This is a genomic window from Leptolyngbya sp. Cla-17 (genome assembly GCF_016807185.1).
Lineage (GTDB): Bacteria > Cyanobacteriota > Cyanobacteriia > Leptolyngbyales > Leptolyngbyaceae > ULC077BIN1.
In genome coordinates this window covers 2,336,185-2,356,477 of sequence record NZ_JAEVYN010000001.1, presented here as the reverse complement: position 1 = coordinate 2,356,477, position 20,293 = coordinate 2,336,185, and the positions used below count along the sequence as shown (strand labels likewise).

Sequence of the window (20,293 nt, the reverse complement as noted above, 5' to 3'; positions counted from 1 at the left end):
CTGCCAGAAACGCTCAACAAACTATCAGATATGACTAAGATGAGAAAGGTTTTTCCATCGTAATTTTGACCAATGACTTCTATAAATTCTTCTTTAGAGCCTGAAATCCAACGTTTACGTGAGGTGCGTCATGGATTCCTACGGCTCCACAAAGCACTACTGGATGCTGAGCGAGAAACTTACGAACAGCATTTTGGCAAAATTCAAACCAATGGTGATTTTTTCCAGTTAGTTATTAGTCATGAATGGTTTGACTGGTTGCGCCCTATGTCTCAGTTCATAGTGCAAGTTGATGAGTTGTTGGATGACAAAGACGCGATCGCTGCCAGCCAAATTGATGACCTCATACAGCAAGCGAAAAAATTGCTAAAAGCTTCTGAAGAAGGCGCTCCTGCTGAACAGCGCTACGATCAGGCGATCCAACGCAGCCCTGATATCGCCTTTATGCATGCAGCCCTGTTGAACTCTCTAAAGTGAATTAAATTTGCATTCCAGCTAGTAAATGGTTGACCAATGCAGCGGCAAAGTCGTCATCTAGCGGTGCATGTTGCAGCAATAACCGATACCAAATAGGACCAAACAGGGTATCGATCGCCAGTTCCACATTTAAATCAGACCGTAGCTCTGCTCGTTCAATTCCCCGTTCCAAAATTGTGCGAGTTGCATCGCGGCGACAGGCAACAAAATAGGCGCGAAAGGTTTCAGCAACTTCACAGTTGTTTTGCGCTTCTGCAATCAAGCCTTTCACTACAGAACCAGACGTCGTTTGCGTTAACACAAAACAAAGATGTGCCAGCATCTGGTGTAAATCTGCTTGTACGGAACCCGTATCGGGCGTGGGAGGATTTTTTGCGGGACGTGTGGCGTAGGCTTCCATAATCACAGCGGCTTTGGATGACCACCAACGATAAATAGTTTGCTTCCCTACTCCAGCACGGGCAGCAATCCCTTCAATGCACACTCCGCTGTAGCCTTTTTCTTCAAGCAACTCTGCTGCTGCCTTCAAAATTGCCTGGTGAGATCGCTCATTCCGTCGCCGACAATCGGGCGTTTTATAGGGTTGTTCTACCGGAAGGAGGGTAGTCTCCACCTGCGATCGCGAAATATCCGATGAAAGGGGCGGTTCAGTCATACCTTTAGGATAAACGAGAGCAACCGTCTCGTCTAGGTTGACAAGACGAACCGTCTCGTCTAGCTTTAGATACAAGGACAGATGAGTCAAAAAACGACTGCAAATTAAAAGGATCAACCATGCCTGATTTATTCACTCCTATTCAAGTGGGTGCATTGACCTTACCTAATCGCATCATCATGGCACCGCTCACCCGCGCTCGTGCGGGTGTGGAACGGCTGCCTAACGCGTTGATGAAAGAGTATTATGTTCAACGCGCCACCGCCGGACTGATTATTTCAGAAGCGACGCAAATTTCAGAGCAAGCCAGCGGTTGGGTAGAAACTCCAGGCATTCATACCGCTGAGCAGGTGAAAGGCTGGAAAACAATCACAGATGCAGTTCACGCGGCTGGCGGACGAATTTTCCTACAGCTATGGCATATGGGACGCGCTTCTCATCCCGACTTTCAGCCCAATGGAGCGTTACCGGTGTCGGCTTCTGCGATTCGTCCTCAAGGCGATGCTCACACGCCTCACGGTAAAAAGCCATTTGTGACACCGCGATCGCTGGAACTAGAGGAAATTACAGGTGTGGTGCAGCAATATGTCGATGCGACCCTGCGCGCCCAGGAAGCTGGCTTTGACGGCGTGGAAATTCATGGTGCCAACGGCTATTTAATCGATCAATTTTTGCGAGACGGCAGTAATCAGCGCACAGATGCTTATGGCGGGAGCATTGCCAATCGATCGCGCTTCTTGCTGGAAGTAACAGAAGCGGTGGTCAATGCCTGGAGCGGCGATCGCGTAGGGGTGCGCCTATCTCCTACTAGTTCTTTCAATGACATGCGAGACAGTGACCCGATCGCAACGTTCGGCTATGCTTCTGGCGCGTTAAATGCCTTCAATTTGGCATATTTACACGTCTTGGAAGGCTTGCCGGGGCACATTATGGCATTGGAAGGAATTCACGTTGCACCTCATATTCGGCAGGCTTTTACTGGAGTGCTGATGTTGAATGGTGGTTATGACTTTGAGAAAGGAACCAACGCGATCGCCGAGGGTGAAGCTAACCTGATTGCCTACGGAGTTCCATTCATTGCCAATCCAGATTTGGTAGAACGCTTCCGTGAACAGGCTCCGCTAAATCCACCTGATCAAGCAACGTTTTATGCTCCCGGTGCAAAGGGCTACACGGATTATCCGGTGTTGCAGGCGGTGTAGAAGAATGCGGAGTTAGGGGGGACGGAGCGCGGAGTTTGGAGTTTGGAATCTGTTTTGATTTAAGAGATTGATTTCATCTTACTCAGTCCGCCGCACTCCCCACGCCGCACAGTCTACTAGTTTGGGTTAAGGCTCACCGACAAATGGAGTATTCCAATATTTCCAGTTTTCTTTGTTGAAGGGCGACTTCCACTTCTTGATCAGCGCCGATTCGAGCCGTTGGCGACCGCGGGTATTGGTCGGCGCATTGGACCAAAAGCTAATATTCACCGCCACAGGTAAACTGTGAGGACGATGAGCCGAAATGTAGTTAAGAATGTAGCGCTTGCAGTCATGCTCCCCTTTCCAGCGCATTCCCGACTTTATGGTTTCTCCCACATAAAGCACAATGGGCAGCTCATCATCCACTACAAAGTAGAGTGCTGAAACGCCGTCATCGTCCGCCTGCCACCGCCAAAATTCCGTATTCTGCCGTGGCAATTTGAATAGATCAATGCTTTCTGCCAGCTCTGCGTCGGTAGGTGGCAGTGTAAACAAACTGCCTTGAGAAGGTGCATTTACTGTTACTTGCTGTTGGTGCTGAAAAATTCGCTGTTTCCACGCCTGTAACGCATCCACTCCTATTTGAAGCGGTTCCTTGGACGGGACTCGATAGCCTCCCGCTACATCCGCTACCGAAAATAAAGAGGTTTGATGCCCGGTCGTGTACTTCGTCAAATTCAAACCTACCTACTTTGAACTGAGCAAAGATAGCATGATCCAGTTGGATGGGTACAGGAATGTTGTAAATGAGTGAATGCGGTTCATTTGAGACACCTCCTCAATCAATTCTCTACTGGCTACACTAGCAACGGAGTCTGTAAAACTGTGAGCATGATAAAACACGTTGCAAAGTCCTTCATCGCTGCATCATTCACTCATCTTTTCTGGAGGCTTCAGGTAACTCCTCTAAGATCGCTGAGGTTATGTTCATGGCTTGGCGCGAGCGCAATCCTCTTCAGCGCGATCGTCAGTCTTCCTCAGTCAGCTTGGGCGCAACCGTCTCAGCCTGAAAATGCACAAGCCCAACTGATCAGCGAGGTCAAAACGATTCAGGCAGGTTCGCCATTTTGGGTAGCGCTACAGCTTAAATTGCGTCCAGAGTGGCATGTTTATTGGAAAAATCCAGGCGACTCAGGTGCAGCCCCTTCTATTCAGTGGACTTTGCCTCCAGGATTTCAAGCTGGAGAATTGGTGTTTCCCTACCCAACGCGGATTCCAGTCGAGCCGCTGATGAATTTTGGCTACGAAGATGAAGTGTATCTGCTGACAGAGATCACCCCAACCGCTCAAGTGGCAAGCAAATCCATCACTCTACGTGCTCAGGCAGAGGTGTTGGTTTGCAAGCTGGAGTGCATTCCTGAACAAAAAACGTTGACCCTTACAGTTCCTGTTGCCCCCACTGCTTCCACCAAAGATCCAGCTTGGACGGATGCTTTTACGCGCACTCGCCAAGCTCACCCGCAGACTTCACCCTGGGAAAGCTCCTTTGCAGTGGATGACAAAGATTTGACGCTGTTTGTGAATGCGCCTGGACTAGCCGCAGGGCAATTAAAACAGGTAGAGTTCTTTCCCGATAAAGATGGTGTGATTCAAAATGCCGCCCCTCAACGTTTGACTGTGGCTCAAGATCGGATCACGTTACAAATTGAGCGCGGCTATCAGGAAAAGCAAGATTTAGTAGAAGGCTTGTTAGTCGTTCAAGAAGGCAGTGACGGCAAGACAAATGTTCAAGCGTTTACCATTCAGGCAAAACCTCAGTCTATTAACGCTGCTAATGCTGCTAATGCTGAAACACCTTCAAAATCACGCACTGAGGTTGCCAATTTTCCAATCTGGCAGGCGCTTTTATTAGCATTAGCAGGCGGTGTGGTTCTAAATCTGATGCCCTGCGTGTTTCCGGTGTTGTCTCTCAAGGTGCTGACGATCGCCCAACAAGCGCAGCAAAATCCCCGGCAAGCGCGATTCAGTGGACTTGCCTTCACGACTGGGGTACTCGCCAGCTTTGGATTGATCGCTGGAGCCTTGCTGATCTTGCGATCGCTGGGGCAGGAGATTGGCTGGGGCTTTCAGCTTCAGGCCCCTGTATTCGTCCTGTTGATGGCCTATGTGCTGTTTGCGGTGGGACTAAGTTTGTCAGGCGTGTTCACGGTGGGAGCCTCCATCATGGGGTTGGGGCACAGCCTGACGGCAAAACCGGGCTATAGCGGTGAGTTTTTTACGGGTGTGTTAGCAACCGTCATGGCAACGCCCTGTACGGCTCCATTTATGGCAACGGCGGTTAGTGTGGCGTTGGTGCAACCGACTCCCGTGGCGATCGCCATTCTTCTGACTTTAGGCTTGGGCTTAGCTTTGCCCTACTTGGTCATCAGTCTCACCCCTGCTTTGCGACGCTTTTTACCCAAACCAGGAGCCTGGATGGAAACGTTGCAGCAGATATTGGCGTTTCCGATGTATGGAGCAGTGGCTTGGTTGGTCTGGGTATTGACTTTGCAAGTCGGCACGAACGGACTAGCGATCGCCCTAGTTGGCATCATTTTGATTGGGTTTGCGGCTTGGCTCCATCAGAAGACTCAAGTCGCTAGAAGCGTTTGGCGGCGGGTTGGATTGGTTGGCTCACTGGCAGCGATCGCGATTGTCCTTACCCTGACACCGCTAGTCAACAGCAGTGTTCCATCCTCTTCATCTACTCAATCTGTTGATCCCAGTAGTGCCAATAGCTCAGTTTGGGCAGCCTACACTCCTAGCCAACTAGACCAGTTGCGCCAATCTAAACAGCCTGTGTTCATTAATTACACTGCCGCCTGGTGTATTACCTGCTTGGTCAACGAACGGATTGCCCTTAGCCAGCCAGAGGTGCTTGCTGCCTTTCAGCAAAAAGGAGTGGCGTTAGTGAAAGCGGATTGGACTAACCGAAACGCAGAAATTACTCAATCACTGAGCAAGTTTGGGCGTAGTGGTGTACCGCTTTATGTCCTTTATCCCAATGGACTAGAGCAAAGCGAACCCGTCATCTTGCCACAGGTGCTTACCCCAGACTTAGTGCGGGATGCCGTTGCAAGTGTTTCTGTGTCATTATAACCAGTGTGAAATTCACCTGTGCTAAGCCCAATTCTAATTGTTATCTTCGATTTCAGTCTATGCCCTGAGTTAACAAGGAAATAACCATGAAATTGAGTCGTTCACAGATTCAAACCCAATTCTTAAGAGTGGCATTAGTGGGTGCCGTTGCTAGTGCATTCGCAGGAGTCAGTGCTGCGATCAGCGCTTCTAAAGCTCAGTTAACCTCCCAACCTCAATCTGCTGCCTCTGTTCGGCTGCCCATGCAAATTGCCGCCGCACCCGTCCGAGTTGGGCAACCTGCGCCCAACTTTACTGCAACTGACAGCAATGGCAAGACGCACCAGTTAAGCAACTTTAAGGGCAAAACGGTGGTGTTGGAATGGACAAATCATCAATGTCCTTATGTTCGTAAACACTACGAGTCCAGCAATATGCAAAAGCTGCAAAAGCAGGCGACTGGAAAAGGAGTTGTTTGGCTGTCGGTGGTTTCTTCGGCTCCCGGAAACCAGGGATTTGTGGATGGCAAAAAAGCCAACGATTTGAGCAAGAGTCGCAAAGCATCTCCAACTGCTGTATTGATCGATGCGGATGGCAAGCTGGGTAAGCTTTACAGTGCCCGCACCACGCCTCATATGTTTATCATTGCGCCAAATGGAACGCTGTCATACATGGGCGCGATCGACAACAACCCTTCCAGCGAGCCTAAGGATGTGGGCACTGCAAAAAACTACGTTACCTCTGCGGTCAATGCCGTGTTAAAGGGGCAAAAGGTTGATCCTGCGGTGACCCAACCTTATGGTTGCTCAGTCAAGTACAAAGGTTAGAAATGAATAGGGTAAGGGCGATCGCCTTAGCTGGTGGTGGGCTCATGGCGCTGACTACTCAGTTAGCCATGAATACCGGTTCGATCGCCCAACTCAGCAACGCTCAATCTAGCACTAGTGAAGCCGCTTGGAAGCTGCTGCAACAAGCGAAACCAGGCTATGTCGTGTTGATGCGCCATGCCGAAGCGCCGGGAACGGGCGATCCCGCCAACTTCCAGTTAAAAGATTGCTCAACCCAGCGCAATTTGTCGGCATCAGGGCGCGCTCAAGCAGCAAAGATTGGTCAAGCATTCCGCGATCGCGCCATCCCAATTGCCAAAATATTTTCAAGCCAGTGGTGTCGCTGCTTAGATACAGCTCGACTGCTCAATTTAGGAGCTGTAGAACCCTTTCCCGCCCTCAATTCATTTTTTCAAAATTCCAATCGGGAACCTAGGCAGACTGCAACTATCAGACAATGGATTAAAAACAAATCCAGTCAAAAGGGCGTGAGCATTTTAGTCACCCACCAAGTCAATATCACAGCACTTACCAACATTTTTCCTCGGCAGGGCGAATTGATTGTGCTCAATACAACTGCCGATGGAACAATTAAGGTGGTTGGACGAATCTAGGGACCTTAGGGCACTGTCCGTCAGAATGACTTGACCAAGCAGTTGCCCTGAACCGATCCCTTGCTTGAAATGGACTTATTTCTTCTTCGTTGTGGTTTTAGTCGCTTTCTTTTCTTCTTTTGCGGGTGCAACCTTTTCCTTAAAAGATTTACCTGCAGAAAACGCCGGAACGGTCGTTGCTGGAATTTTAATCGGTTTGCCAGTGCTGGGGTTGCGTCCTTCTCTGGCTTGACGTTGACGGGCTTCAAAAGTGCCAAAACCAACCAGGGTAACCTTTTCCCCTTCCGCAACTGCTTCCATAATGGCATCAATAACTGCACTTAAAACCGCATCAGCATCTTTCTTGGTGATCTCTGCTTTTGCCGCGATCGCATCAACTAACTCGCTTTTGTTCATAATAAACCTCGTACTGTATCGAATAGCCTGCAGCGATTATAGTGTAGCCATTTCCAAATGAACCTATTCGCATGAGATAGATTAGAAAATTAAGATTAAAGATCTTAATCTATTTGTCTGTATGTCCCGCCATTGCGCAGGTTTAGGCTATCACCCTCCAGTTTTGACACTCAAAGGCGCGATCGCCAAAAATACACGAGATAATTGAACAGCTACGCATAAAGTGCGATCGAAGGAAAAGAGATGGACGTTAAAGCCGCTGTTGCCTACGAACCGGGCAAGCCCCTCGTTGTAGAAACAATTCGCTTAGAAGGACCAAAAGCAGGGGAAGTGTTAGTCGAGATCAAAGCAACGGGAGTTTGCCACACCGACGCTTATACACTTTCTGGCAAAGACCCAGAAGGCTTATTTCCCGCCATTTTAGGGCATGAAGGAGCCGGAATCGTTGTAGAAGTAGGCTCTGGCGTAACCAGCCTCAAACCTGGCGATCATGTGATTCCGCTATACACGCCTGAATGTCGCAACTGTGCCTATTGCTTAAGCCGGAAAACCAACTTGTGTCAGGCAATTCGGACGACTCAAGGAAAAGGACTGATGCCGGATGGCTCTAGCCGCTTTTCTAAAGATGGCACGATGATTCACCATTACATGGGCACCTCTACCTTTTCCAACTACACAGTGCTGCCTGAAATTGCCCTTGCCAAAATTCGAGAAGACGCGCCCTTCGACAAAGTTTGCTATATCGGTTGTGGGGTGACAACGGGCATTGGAGCCGTCATCAACACCGCCAAGGTAGAAGCAGGCGCAAATGTGGTTGTCTTTGGCTTAGGCGGTATTGGCTTAAATGTAATTCAAGGATGCCGCATGGTTGGGGCAAACAAAATCATTGGTGTAGATATCAATCCTGATAAGAAAGCGCTGGCAGAAAAGCTAGGGTTAACTCACTTTGTCAATCCTAAAGAGGTGGAAGGTGATTTGGTCGCTCATTTGGTAGAACTCACCGACGGCGGGGCGGACTATAGCTTTGAGTGCATCGGCAATGTTGATTTAATGCGGCAAGCCCTGGAATGCTGCCACAAAGGATGGGGCGTGAGCGTCATTGTTGGCGTTGCAGCAGCGGGAGCCGAAATTAGCACTCGCCCATTTCAATTGGTTACTGGACGGGTGTGGAAAGGAACTGCCTTTGGGGGGGCCAGAGGTCGAACAGATGTTCCAAAAATTGTGGATTGGTATATGGATGGCAAAATCAACATTGATGATTTGATTACCAACGTGATGCCAATCGAGCAAGTCAACGAAGCATTTGACCTGATGCACAGCGGCAAGGGCATTCGCACGGTTCTGACGTTTTAGTCTCCGTCAGGTTTGCGGCTTAAATTCAAATTAGATATCAACTTATCAGGGCTTTCTAAGCGGCGTTGCTGAATCGGGGATGGAATTTGTAGGGGTTCTTTAACGCCGTCTAAGCTAGCATCAGCCCTCATACCAGTGAATAACTTCATGTCTTCTCCTCATGACCTAATTAGCCAGACCCGATGCTTTGGTGGCATCTTAGGCTTTTACAAACACTTTTCCTCTAGCTGCCGCAGCGAGATGAAGTTTTCGGTCTATCAACCACCTCAAGCAAATTCTCATCCGCTACCAGTCCTGTACTATCTGTCAGGATTGACCTGTACCGAAGAAAACGTGATGGCAAAGTCGGGGGTGCAACAGTATGCGGCAGAGCATGGGCTAGTGCTGGTGGCTCCCGATACCAGTCCACGCAATACAGGCATTCCGGGTGAAACCGATGACTGGGATTTTGGGGCAGGTGCAGGATTTTATGTGGATGCTACAGTTGCGCCTTGGAACCAGCATTACCAAATGTATCGCTATGTAGTAGATGAGCTACCCGCGTTGATTGCTGAACACTTTCCAGTGCAGCCCGATCGCCAGGGGATTTTTGGACATTCCATGGGGGGGCATGGAGCGCTGGTGTGTGCCTTGAGAAACCGCGATCGCTACCGTTCTGTTTCTGCCTTTGCACCGATCTGCGCCCCCATTCAGTGCCCCTGGGGACAAAAAGCCTTTACTAATTACCTGGGCAAGGATTTAACCCCATGGCGCGACTACGATGCTAGCGAACTGGTGCTAACCGCCAACTTTCCGGGCTCAATCTTGATTGACCAAGGGACAGCAGATAAATTTCTTGATAATCAACTCATGCCAGACGTATTTGAGCAGGCTTGTAAAAAGGCTCGACAGCCTCTCGTTCTACGCCGTCAGGCGGGCTACGATCATAGCTATTACTTCATCGCTAGCTTTATTGCTGACCATATTCGCCATCATGCGACAGCACTGTATGCCTGACAGCGTGTGTTGAGCGTAGTCGAAACCATCAACAATGGCTTTAGTATTTACGTTCTTGGGGTTGAAATTGGGTGATGACAACGGGCCTGTATTGAATATCGATGCCTGCGGGAGAATAGTAAGTGAGGGTATGTTTGAGGAAGTTGGTATCGTCGCGATCGGGGTAGTCTTCTCGCGCATGAGAACCCCGACTCTCCTTGCGATTTAAGGCGGAAGTCAAGATCATTTCACCCACAATCATCAGGCTGCGAAGTTCTAAAGCTTCGATGAGTTCAGTGTTCCAGTCTTTGCCTTTATCATCCAACCGCATCTGGCTATAAAGCTGCTGAATGTCTTTCAGCTTGGCAATCCCTTCCTGCATGATTGATTCTGACCGAAACACGCCGCAATACTGGGTCATGCAGTCTTGATATTGCTGCCGGATTTGAGCAATCCGGTAGGTGCCATCTTGATCGATCAACGATTGGATTTGGTCAGTAGCTTCGGTGAGATAGTGCGTTTCATCAAGATCGGGCAATTTGCGGTTTTGCACATAGGCCGCGATCGCGGCTCCCGTTCTGCGCCCATACACCACACATTCCAGCAGGGAATTGCTGCCCAGTCGGTTTGCCCCATGCACCGACACACATGCTGCTTCTCCCGCTGCAAAAAAACCTTCCACCAACTCATCCGCGCTGCCGCGTACCCGACCATCAGTGTTGACCGGAATGCCACCCATAGAGTAATGCACCGTTGGACGAACGGGCATCGGCTCATGCACTGCATCGATTCCCAGCAGGCGATGGGCTTCTTCCCAACAAAACGGCACTCGGCTCATGATCTTTTCCTTGCCCATGTGGCGCAGGTCTAGATAGATAAACGGTCCACCCGCGCTGCCATCCGAATTAATCCCACGCCCTGCTCGAATTTCTCGCGTCATCGCCCGTGAAGTGATGTCACGCGGGGCTAGCTCCATTCGGCTGGGTGCGTAATCTTCCATGAACCTGCGCCCTTCATGATTGATCAGATACGCCCCTTCGCCCCGCACCGCTTCCGAAATCAATACGCCCACTGGATACAGCCCCGTGGGGTGAAACTGGACGAACTCGATATCTTCTAACGGCAACCCGGCTAGTGCCGTCATTGCCAGCCCATCCCCCGTGGAAGCGTAGTCGTTGGAGGTGGTGTTGTAAACGCGCCCGTAGCCGCCGGTGGCAATCATGATGGCTTTGGCACGGGCGATCGCCAACTGCCCGTCTAGCAAGTGATACATGATCACACCTTTTGCCTGCCCATCTTCCAAGATCAGCCGCGTTACATACCATTCGTCGTAAATGGTGACTCCAAACTGCATCAGGTTACAAAAGAGTTCATGCAGAATGGCATGTCCGGTTTTATCGGCGGCGTAGCAGGTGCGATTGTGTGAATGTCCACCAAAGGCGCGTTGGGCAATGCGTCCATCGGCAGCGCGGGAAAATAGCACGCCCATGTGCTCCAAATCAATCACTACATCGGGCGCTTCACGCGTGAGAATTTCAACCGCGTCCTGGTCGGCGAGATAATCAGAGCCTTTCACCGTGTCGAAAGCGTGAGCTTCCCAGCTATCGGTTGGATCGGCATTTTGCAGAGAGGCTGCCATACCGCCCTGTGCTGCCACGGAATGGGAGCGAATGGGGTGGGTCTTGGCAATTAGCCCGACGCTCAACGTCGGATTAGTGCGAACAATTTCCAGTGCGGCGCGAGATCCGGCTAATCCGCCACCAATAATAATTACGTCGTGTTCGATCATGCGAGAAAAGGAGTAGGAGAGTAAGAAAGTCAAAAGTAGGGTGAAAACGACAAAGTTCCCTGCAGAAAATAAGGGAACTTTGGATAGTTAGTGCCTATCGAGTGGCATTGATGACTGCGCAATTCGTGAAACGTTAGCGAAGCTTTCCATAGGACTCCCTACGGGAATCGCTTTCAGTAATGACATCATCCCGTGACTTGAGCCGCTTGCTGACTAGGAGTCGCGATGGGTGTGGTATTTGTGACTTTTTCTATAACAGGGTCAACTTCCGTCAGTTCAATATGATTCAAAAGAGTTGTGACGAATGCAAATAGCAGAAAGGGAATCGTCAATACCAAGATTAGCCCTACGATCGCGATCGCATAAATTGGTTTACTCGCCCCCATTAATGCCATGGCAGCAGACAGACTCAAGAAAATGACCATTAACCAAACAATAATCTGACCATAAATATCACCAAAAGAGAGAGTGCAGTTCATCCGGTACTTTGATAGGTTATTCATAACTGCCTTGAAAGTTTTGTTGTTAGTATTGCTGACTTTAAATCTATTAGCTTCTAAGTTAAGACGGTAACGTCAGAGAGAGAGATTTTTTAAATTTACTTTAAAGCGTTCGCAACATAGCTTCACGTTTCGTGCCAATTTTTAGGTCTAGGAACGTTGCTAGAAGTAAAAATACACATTACGGGTATCGCAGCTTATCAAACTCACCAGCATTGAATTAATCAACATTTAATAATTAGGTTTATGTCTCTTCTACCGTCTTTTGTCATTGTGTTTGATACGAGTGCTCTATTAGTTGGCAAAACCCGCGAGTGGCAGCAATTTTCTCAATTAGGGGAATGTTTGGTGTCTGAGGGATCGCTAGAAGCAATGAATGTCCTCTGCGATCGCGCGCCAGAACCCGCGATTGAAGCCACTGCTCGTGAGTTTGTCCGATTTTATCCCACTAGCGGCTGGCAGGTCAGCTTGGCGATCGCAGAGCATCCTTCCCTAAAACCTGCTGACGGGCATAGCCTCAGCCAACGGGCGCGATTATCCTTGGATGTGTTGAAGTGTGCCTATGGAGTAGCACGCCGCCGTCGCGATAGTTTGGTGATTGTGGTTGCTAATGACCAACCCATGCTGCAAAAGCTCCAAGAATTAAACACAAAAAATCTATATGGAATTCCACTAGCAGCTTTAGTGCAGTGGAGTCGGACTCAGCGCCGCCCTGTTGCTGTCGCCCATTACCTGCAACTGACACGATCGCCTGAAACGGTCGCCACGCTTGCGATTAGCCGCCAAGCTGTTAGCCCTAGATCATCTACTTACAAATCTACAGGTCGTTTAGCTACGGCTCCCGCGCCAGTGGTCTCCCGTTCTGTTCGTAGAACTCCGGCTCGTCGCCCAGCGCACTGGTCGCGTCTATTGGCAAATATCGTGAACTTGATCATAATCGTGACCGTGGGTGCGATCGCCTGGCGGTTTATTAGCCCTAGTAGCTTTAATCCAGTTTGGCAACAGCTCCCAATAGTAGGGAAATAGGTCTTAACGCGATGTGCAACTTTTTTCAACGGTCCTTACCCCAACCCCTATCCCAGAGTCGTAGAGGGGCTAAAATCACTGCCAGAATAGTGTTTCAGGGTGTTTTGCTCCTGCTGTTGGTGGGAAGCGTATCATTGGATTTTGGTGGCGACATGAGCGCGATCGCGGATGGTATGCCGTCTATTAGCCCCATTACCAGTAGTGTGCCTGCAAAGATGAGCACCAAAACAACTGCGAAACTGCCATCAACCATTGCCAACACCCTACGAAAAGAGTTGAGCAAGCAAACTGGCGTTTCGGCTAACAAACTGCAAATGGTGCAATCTACTCCAAAAACCTGGTCAGATGGCTGCCTGGGACTGGCTAAAAACGATGAAATTTGTTCTCAAGCGTTGGTTCCAGGCTGGCAGGTTGTGTTTTCCAACGGCACCCAACGCTGGGTGTATCGTACGAATGCCACGGGAAGAGTCTATCGGCTGGAAACATCAGCCCTTAAATGAATGCTGCTGGATGTTGGCAAGGTAAGGCTATGACGCAATTTGAAAACTGTGAGCAGATTCCCAAGTTACCACCTGAATATTCCCAAACTTATCAAAAGCTAAAGCAGCATGTGACTGAGATAAATCAGGCGATCGCTCAGAGGACTGATGTTGCTAGCCTGAAAGCGTCTGTAGCAGACCTGCAAGTCTTCTTCAAAACACATATTCGGATGCTGAACTCAGATGAGTTAGATGCAGCCTTGGCCCATCAAGTTCAGTCTTTTAACGTGGAAATTGACAAACAACTGCGTTTACTGAGCATGGATGTGATGTTCTTGCAGGCGGCAAAACAGGCATCAACCGCTGACCAACGCCTAAACCAGATGCGCGATCGCCTCACACTCTTGCTGCGATATTGTGACGGCTTGCTAGAGGAAAGATGACGTTGTGAGCAGGGCGATCAGTCTTTATCTTGTTCTTTCACCATCAACTAATGCTCACTCCTTGCGTCTATGCCTTGCCACTCATAGCTTCTGCTTCGTCCTCAAAAGAGTCGCCGCCAAACTCTGCCAGGGTAATCAGGAACCGCAGCGCTTTAACAGTGTAGGTTGCACAGTCGTAAGGCGTACTTTCGTAAAAGTGTCGCCACGCTGCCGCTTTAAATTCGTCGTAGCGGTGACCATGTTCAGGATATTGATCGAGCCATGATAGCCGCACCGCATGACCAATCAACACATCCAGCGCGATGGTTTCTTCAATGTATAGGTCGGGGTTGCGATCTCCAAATGCAGCCAACTCCATCAGCGTTTCAATATTCACCTGGCGATATTCAGGAGCCTGAATTTTGTTTAACAAATGCTCCACCCGTAGGGCAAAGTTTTTTTCACCCGGAGTCATTTCTGCCAGCACAGGCTCACTTTCTAGCCGATTGCGCCGTTCAAGTTTGTCACCAATTACTAAACCTTTACAGTGTTTCAACATATTCCAGACGCTAGGGTAAAAATTTGCAGGCACCCGATTCAGCGACCCGTCTAATTGGCGTTTGTGCAGCCAATATTCTCCCGCGGTTTGGGCTTCAGGATGCTCGGATTGCACTCCCCAGTTAATCTCGTCTTGTTGCTGGGAGACCCGCAGCGATTCTTGCTGAAAAAAGGACTGGTTAATATTGTCGTAGCCTTTAAGTACCTGATATAGCCGCGTCTGAATTTCGTGAGGACTCAATTGCATTAAGCGCTCATAAGCTTCATCTTGGGTCAGTTGAAACTCCCGTGCAAGCTCTGCGGTAATCAGCAAAATCAAGAACCCCACTCGCAGGGTTAGCAAACCATCAAACAAAGCAGGTTCCGCTTTGATAAATAGGCTGAGATAGACCAAAATCTCTTGGGTTAACACGCGATCGCGAATATCTTCCCGGCAAAACTCCCGCAGTTTTTCCATAATTTCCTGGGGCGCTAGGGGGCGCGTGATTAAAGAATCTTCACTGTAGGCACGCCCTACGGCAATCTGCTTCTGTCGCACCAAAATATCCGTCACCACATCCGCAAAATTGATGGTCATCTTGTCATATAAGCCAGCAACCCCCCGCAAAACTGCCCACAACTTTAGGCGATCGGCTTTGAAGTAAACTTCGTTCAGCAGATCTTCTACGCTCACTTTACGGGCTGGCTGACCTAATCCCGTATCAAAGTCGAATCCATGCAGCCGCGACAAACTGCTCAACAGTTCATATTGCTCATACAGATTATCGGACTGGCGCAAACTTTGGAGCAGCGGTGCCACATCGGTTTCAGACTCCAGCTTGAACTCTTGAGTAATGCTGAGGGAAAAATTTCGGTCTGGATTGAAAGCTAAGTAAACTTGCGTGGGAGCCGCATCTTGCACCGAAGTTTTGGAAAAAGAAAAGCTGTGCAAAAAGTCCATCCGCTCCGTGCAGGCAGTCAGCATCAACTGATTCAATCGTCCCAATCTTACCTGCACCCCATTGCAACTTCCTTCTTGAAGTTCCTTGATCAGCATCAGGATGGGCAATCCTTTGTCAATTTCGTCTTCTCCTTTGAGCATGGTGTGGTTTAACAACAGGGTCATAGTGGGACGACCCAACTGATTCCAGTGGCGCTGAATATGAGCAATTTCAGAACGAATTTGACTGACGAGAAAGTGAGGATCGAGAGAAAGGTAAAACTGTTGCTGGTCGAGCAGGGATGGCAAAAAAACCGCGGTTTCTCCCGAAACACGGAAGATGCGAGAAGTGGTCAATCCCCGCAGCCGCCGCCAAGGGCGACCCGTTAGCCCTAATTTATCGTTGCGTCCAATTTGGGTATAGGCATCTGCCAACTCGGTAGCGCGCCGTACTTGAATCGGCTCAATCTGTTTGGGAGTTTGGGTGTCAATTCCGTAGGCCGCGAGCCGAGACTGAAGGGCTTCGTCTTCTGATAACAGGGCAATTTGCACAATCGGCTTCCGCTGTTGTCGCACATGCAAATGGCGACCGAGAGGATCAATATCGCCGACCGATATTAATCCTTCGCTCAACAGTTGCCCTAGAAGATACAAGCTCTGTGCCCATACCAGGGGAATATTTTCATTGGGAAGACGGGGCTGGCTCTGAGGGTTTTTCCGCTCAGGTTCCACCAGGTCGTTAGGCACAAAGTAGAGTTCTGGCAGCAATCCTACGCCGTCTCGCTCCACTACTACCGCTTGCAGTTTGGCTTGATACTCACTGATTTGCATTTGGTCGCCCCGAAAGACGCTATCCAGCAGTAGATAGGTAAAGAAAAGAGGCCATTCACACTCGATGTGTTCAAACTGCTTTAGTTCCCAGGGTTCGTAGTGTAGACGGGTCGTGTCTTCTAAGACCGTTTGGTGCCCATCTCGTAAGAAGCGTTTGCAGCCGTAGCGTCCTTGCAGTTTGTCGATGATTTTGTTGCGAGTGCGATCGCATAATTCCAAATCATCTACTGCAAACGCCGGAAACCCAATGATGCTTAAAGATGCAGCATCCACTTCCTTAGAACTGGATTCTCTAGGCAACAGCGATTCCAGAGTGATTCTGGCGCGGGCGATTTCATCGGGTAACACATGAATCACCGAGGACTGGCCTCCTTTGACCCCGTACAAATTCAGCCCGTTCATTGCTTCTAGGGCTGCCTTTGCCATGCCCACAGAGCTAGCATTTAGCTCTGGATTACCGTGGTTAATTTTGTTGCCTCGCTCCCAGATTCCGTAATCTGGGGTGCGATAGGTTCTACCAATGTAATAAACCAGATTTTGAATGAAATTGACTTCATCATTGTCAAAAATAATGTGTAGCCCCGATGCGGTCATCTGCGCCAGCATCAGGAGAAAAACGGAGGTTGCATCCAATTGCAAGTGCCCCCAAGCATCGTCATCTACCACAACATCGCCTGTTTGGGTGTCATATTTGGCGTGCAGTGCATCTAGTAAGGATTGAGTTTCCTTAAAGGCTTCCACTTTATGAGCTTGGCGCATCATGGCAAACAGTAGCCCTCGCATCAACTTGATGACGCTGTGTTCTAACTCAAATGTGCGTCCGCGATCGTCGTCCACTTTGCGATAGGCGAGTGCCAAGCCCCACACCGCTAAAATGCTATACACGTTGTCTCGCACCCAAGCATCGGTGTAGTCACCGTGAGCGTTGACCGCAGTACTAGCCGGAAGCAGCCCAGTTAGTGGGTTTTGGCGCGTCAAAATGATTGTTTTGATCTGCTCATAGTAATGATTGAGCCGAAGTTGGAGATCAGAAGTTCTCATTGAGATTCCTATACGATCGCGATTGTTTAATTATTACTTAACTTGAAAAGCCTAACTGTAAGCAGCTTGACTGCAAATTATTCTGATTCTTGTCTAATCTTCGCTTGGAATTCACCGTGTTTTTACTGAGATTGCCCTACGTCGTTGAACACATAATCAAGACAAATTAATTTTGACTTCCATGTATAGTCACAGGAGCGAAAGTAAGTTCTGGGGCAGTTGTGAAACCCTGATTTGCTAGCTGAGTGTACCCTGTTCTGAATCCTCAGAATCTTAACCTCTAAGGAATATTGAGTATTTTTGATTGAAAATAGTGGTGCTTCTGCTTAATTTCTTGATTCAGAAAATTCGCCATTTTAGGCCGAAATCTTGCCTCGCTTTTAAACTGTAACGGTTTGCAACGTATAATAGGGTTCATGTCAACTCTAAAGAGACTCTGAAGGGACTACATGCGTGTTGCGATCGCTGGAGGCGGATTGGCAGGTTTAGCCTGTGCAAAATATTTGGTAGATGCAGGTCATACGCCGATTGTGCTAGAGAGCCGTGATGTTTTAGGCGGCTTAGTGGCAGCTTGGAAAGATGAAGATGGAGACTGGTACGAAACCGGGCTGCATGCCTTTTTCGGAGCTTACCCCAATATGCTGCAATTGCTCGACGAGTTGGGCATTTCTGATCGTTTGCAGTGGAAAAAACATCAGCTCATCTTCAATCAGCCTGAAACTGGTGTGTTGTCCTACTTCAACGTTCCTGATATTCCTGCACCGTTTAACGTCATTGTTTCTATCCTCCGCAACAACGATCTGCTGACTTGGTATCAAAAAATTCGGTTTGCGATCGGGCTGGTTCCGGCAGTGGTGCGGGGGCAGCAGTACGTGGAAGACATGGACAAGTATACGATGTCTGAGTGGCTACGCCTCCAAGGGATTGATGAGGGAGTGAACACAGACATTTTTATTGCTGCCAGCAAAGCACTGACATTTATTAATCCTGATGAAGTGTCGTCCACTATTCTGCTCACTGCACTCAATCGGTTTTTGCAAGAGCGCTATGGCTCCAAGATTGCCTTTTTAGACGGCTCACCTACCGAGCGGCTTTGCCAGCCCATAGTGGATTACATTACCCAAGGCGGGGGTGAGGTTCGGCTCAACGCGCCTTTGAAAGAACTTGCTTTGAATACTGATGGTACGGTTAATCACTTTGTGATTCGTGGCTTAAATGGTGCCCCCGATGAAAAACTGACAGCAGACTGTTACGTGTCCGCCATGTCGGTGGATGTGATGAAAGCTTTGATGCCAAGACCTTGGGCAGAGATGCCCTTTTTCCAGAAACTCAATGGACTGGAAGGCGTTCCGGTGATTAATTTACATCTGTGGTTCGATCGCAAGCTTACCCATGTTGATCAATTATTGTTTTCCCGGTCTGACTTGCTCAGCGTCTACGCCGATATGAGCAACACTTGTCGGGAATACGAAAATCCTGATCGCTCCATGCTAGAACTGGTACTGGCTCCAGCAAAAGATTGGATTGATAAGTCGGATGAAGAAATCATTGCAGCAACGATGGATGAATTAAAGAAAGTTTTTCCAAATCATTTGGCGGGTGAAGACCCTGCCAAGTTGTTGAAATCAAAAGTGGTTAAAACTCCTCGATCAGTCTATACGGCAATTCCTGGTCGGCAAGCCTATCGACCCACTCAAACAACCCCGATCGCTAATTTCTATTTAGCGGGTAGCTACACCTTCCAACGGTATCTGGGCAGTATGGAAGGTGCCGTACTTTCTGGTAAGCTGTCAGCGCAGGCGATCGCAGGCGGCTCGCTCGCAACTGATAGTTCTACAGGCAGCAATGCCGAAAAGCCTCTTGTTAACGTTTAGATTTCAAGAAATGCTTGGTAGACTCGGTTAATCTTTATAGCCTTCTCAAAACTCTTGATGAAAACTTTCGTTAAGAGTATATAACTGGCTGATAAGGATGATAAATGTTCATTTTCCAGTAGGGGTAACTGTATCCTTGAACCGCCTTAACCTGCAATGTTCGTCAAGCGTTCCTGGGGACATGCTGAAACTGCCTGATTATTCTCGCGTTAAATCGCTGGCATCCGTTGAGGATTCCTATGAAATGTGTCGCCAAATTACGGCGAAGTATTCCAAAACGTTTTATCTTGGCACAATGCTGATGCCGGAAGAAAAGCGTCGAGCGATTTGGACGATTTATGTGTGGTGCCGTCGTACGGATGAGTTGGTGGATGGTCCTCGCGCCAGTTTTACCACCGATGAAACTTTAGACGCTTGGGAGCAAGAGCTAGAATCTATCTTTGCGGGGCATCCCATTGATGATCTAGATGTAGCGCTAATAGATACTCTGAGCCGATTTCCGCTCGATATCCAGCCCTTTCGAGACATGATCGCAGGGCAGCGCATGGATCTCTATCGCTCCCGCTATGAAACATTTGAAGAACTGAATCTTTATTGTTATCGAGTTGCGGGAACGGTTGGATTGATGACGACTCCAGTCATGGGGTTTGACAGCTCACTTTGCACTACACCCTGGGATCTATATCAAAAAGGCACGGTTGACCCTACTGAACAGGCGATCGCCCTAGGTATTGCCAACCAACTGGTGAACATTTTGCGTGATGTGGGTGAAGATGCCCGGCGGGGACGGATCTATATTCCATTAGAAGACCTTGCGCTATTCAATTACACTGAAGCCGATTTGATGAATCAGGTTGTGGATGAACGATGGCGTGAACTGATGCGTTTTCAAATTCAGCGGGCACGTAAAGTCTACACATCGGCAGAATCAGGCATCAACTCGCTCAGCGTCGATGCTCGTTTTCCGGTGTGGGCAGCGCTAATGCTTTACAGCGGTATTTTGAATGTGATCGAGCGGAATGGCTATGATGTGTTCCGCAAGCGCGCCTATGTTCCGTCTTACCAAAAGATGCTGTATTTACCGATCGCCCGGTTAAGAGCCGCTGTTTTGTAATTGCCGCTTTATTTCAATCTCGTTAATAGGTCTAAAGACGCTATTGAATTGGAGAGTGAAAATCTATAGAAGCAATTCTTTGGTGTTTGTGAGCATAGGAAGGTGGGCACAAAGCATTACTCCTGCAAGTAGAGATCATCTA

At 48.8% G+C, this 20,293-nt stretch carries 19 protein-coding genes; 12 read left to right on the top strand and 7 right to left on the bottom strand.

Translation table 11 applies throughout. The features are described 5' to 3' along the window. Positions 1–72 precede the first annotated feature (72 nt). Positions 73–477 (top strand): hypothetical protein, encoded by a 405-nt coding sequence (locus tag JOY44_RS10535; RefSeq protein ID WP_171573511.1) that lies wholly within the window; start codon positions 73–75, stop codon positions 475–477. Position 478: 1 nt separating this feature from the next. Here the strand turns inward: JOY44_RS10535 and JOY44_RS10530 are convergent, their stop codons facing one another. Beyond that, positions 479–1,222 carry a TetR/AcrR family transcriptional regulator gene (locus JOY44_RS10530; protein WP_171573510.1) on the bottom strand — a complete coding sequence of 248 codons (744 nt, stop codon included), beginning with the start codon at positions 1,220–1,222 and terminating at the stop codon, positions 479–481. Positions 1,223–1,251: 29 nt separating this feature from the next. On the opposite strand from JOY44_RS10530, the gene JOY44_RS10525 reads away from it, so the two are divergent. After that, a complete protein-coding gene (locus tag JOY44_RS10525) occupies positions 1,252–2,334 on the top strand; it encodes an alkene reductase (RefSeq protein ID WP_171573509.1) in 1,083 nt (360 codons plus the stop codon). Positions 2,335–2,460: 126 nt separating this feature from the next. On the opposite strand, the gene JOY44_RS10520 is transcribed toward JOY44_RS10525, so the two are convergent. Then, positions 2,461–3,051 (bottom strand): GIY-YIG nuclease family protein, encoded by a 591-nt coding sequence (locus tag JOY44_RS10520; protein WP_171573508.1) that lies wholly within the window; start codon positions 3,049–3,051, stop codon positions 2,461–2,463. A 156-nt stretch (positions 3,052–3,207) separates the two neighbouring features. Here JOY44_RS10520 and JOY44_RS10515 point away from each other — a divergent pair, with 156 nt between their 5' ends. The 3 genes from JOY44_RS10515 to JOY44_RS10505 all read left to right on the top strand — a co-directional run bounded on the left by JOY44_RS10515 (position 3,208) and on the right by JOY44_RS10505 (position 6,874). After that, on the top strand, positions 3,208–5,454 hold the full coding sequence (locus tag JOY44_RS10515) for a protein-disulfide reductase DsbD family protein (RefSeq protein WP_171573507.1): 2,247 nt from the start codon (positions 3,208–3,210) through the stop codon (positions 5,452–5,454). A gap of 86 nt (positions 5,455–5,540) precedes the next feature. Then, positions 5,541–6,260 (top strand): thioredoxin family protein, encoded by a 720-nt coding sequence (locus JOY44_RS10510; protein WP_197985117.1) that lies wholly within the window; start codon positions 5,541–5,543, stop codon positions 6,258–6,260. 2 nt (positions 6,261–6,262) lie between these two features. Further along, complete coding sequence (locus tag JOY44_RS10505) at positions 6,263–6,874, top strand: histidine phosphatase family protein (protein ID WP_197985116.1); 612 nt, start codon at positions 6,263–6,265, stop codon at positions 6,872–6,874. Between the two features lie 75 nt (positions 6,875–6,949). Here the strand turns inward: JOY44_RS10505 and JOY44_RS10500 are convergent, their stop codons facing one another. Next, positions 6,950–7,270 (bottom strand): HU family DNA-binding protein, encoded by a 321-nt coding sequence (locus JOY44_RS10500; protein WP_171573506.1) that lies wholly within the window; start codon positions 7,268–7,270, stop codon positions 6,950–6,952. A 243-nt stretch (positions 7,271–7,513) separates the two neighbouring features. Here JOY44_RS10500 and JOY44_RS10495 point away from each other — a divergent pair, with 243 nt between their 5' ends. Continuing rightward, complete coding sequence (locus tag JOY44_RS10495; protein ID WP_171573505.1) at positions 7,514–8,623, top strand: S-(hydroxymethyl)glutathione dehydrogenase/class III alcohol dehydrogenase; 1,110 nt, start codon at positions 7,514–7,516, stop codon at positions 8,621–8,623. On the opposite strand, the gene JOY44_RS10490 is transcribed toward JOY44_RS10495, so the two are convergent. Then, positions 8,620–8,772: a hypothetical protein gene (locus JOY44_RS10490; protein ID WP_171573504.1), complete on the bottom strand. Its 153-nt coding sequence runs from the start codon at positions 8,770–8,772 to the stop codon at positions 8,620–8,622. The genes JOY44_RS10495 and JOY44_RS10490 overlap by 4 nt on opposite strands. Here JOY44_RS10490 and fghA point away from each other — a divergent pair. Next, positions 8,771–9,619: an S-formylglutathione hydrolase gene (gene fghA / locus JOY44_RS10485; protein ID WP_171573503.1), complete on the top strand. Its 849-nt coding sequence runs from the start codon at positions 8,771–8,773 to the stop codon at positions 9,617–9,619. The genes JOY44_RS10490 and fghA overlap by 2 nt on opposite strands. A 40-nt stretch (positions 9,620–9,659) precedes the next feature. Here fghA and JOY44_RS10480 read toward each other — a convergent pair whose 3' ends face one another. Continuing rightward, positions 9,660–11,387, bottom strand: a complete 1,728-nt coding sequence (locus tag JOY44_RS10480) for a succinate dehydrogenase/fumarate reductase flavoprotein subunit (RefSeq protein WP_171573502.1) — start codon at positions 11,385–11,387, stop codon at positions 9,660–9,662. Between the two features lie 185 nt (positions 11,388–11,572). Beyond that, on the bottom strand, positions 11,573–11,890 hold the full coding sequence (locus JOY44_RS10475; RefSeq protein WP_171573501.1) for a hypothetical protein: 318 nt from the start codon (positions 11,888–11,890) through the stop codon (positions 11,573–11,575). A 243-nt stretch (positions 11,891–12,133) separates the two neighbouring features. Between JOY44_RS10475 and JOY44_RS10470 the strand changes: the two genes are divergently transcribed. The 3 genes from JOY44_RS10470 to patD are packed head-to-tail and all read left to right on the top strand — an operon-like array spanning position 12,134 to position 13,835. After that, positions 12,134–12,913, top strand: coding sequence for a PIN domain-containing protein (locus tag JOY44_RS10470; RefSeq protein WP_171573500.1), 780 nt, complete (start codon positions 12,134–12,136; stop codon positions 12,911–12,913). 11 nt (positions 12,914–12,924) lie between these two features. Beyond that, complete coding sequence (locus JOY44_RS10465) at positions 12,925–13,413, top strand: hypothetical protein (RefSeq protein ID WP_197985115.1); 489 nt, start codon at positions 12,925–12,927, stop codon at positions 13,411–13,413. Positions 13,414–13,442: 29 nt separating this feature from the next. Continuing rightward, the gene (gene patD / locus JOY44_RS10460; RefSeq protein ID WP_171573499.1) at positions 13,443–13,835 is read left to right on the top strand and encodes a heterocyst frequency control protein PatD; all 393 of its coding nucleotides are present in this window, start codon (positions 13,443–13,445) and stop codon (positions 13,833–13,835) included. Positions 13,836–13,902: 67 nt separating this feature from the next. On the opposite strand, the gene JOY44_RS10455 is transcribed toward patD, so the two are convergent. Then, on the bottom strand, positions 13,903–17,163 hold the full coding sequence (locus JOY44_RS10455; RefSeq protein WP_171573498.1) for a glycoside hydrolase family 15 protein: 3,261 nt from the start codon (positions 17,161–17,163) through the stop codon (positions 13,903–13,905). Between the two features lie 449 nt (positions 17,164–17,612). On the opposite strand from JOY44_RS10455, the gene pds reads away from it, so the two are divergent. Together pds and crtB are read left to right on the top strand one after the other, a co-directional pair. After that, entirely contained in the window at positions 17,613–19,037 is a 1,425-nt protein-coding gene (gene pds, locus JOY44_RS10450; RefSeq protein ID WP_171573497.1) for a 15-cis-phytoene desaturase, read from the top strand. A gap of 181 nt (positions 19,038–19,218) precedes the next feature. Further along, complete coding sequence (crtB, locus tag JOY44_RS10445) at positions 19,219–20,151, top strand: 15-cis-phytoene synthase CrtB (RefSeq protein ID WP_171573496.1); 933 nt, start codon at positions 19,219–19,221, stop codon at positions 20,149–20,151. The last annotated feature ends 142 nt before the right edge of the window (positions 20,152–20,293 follow it).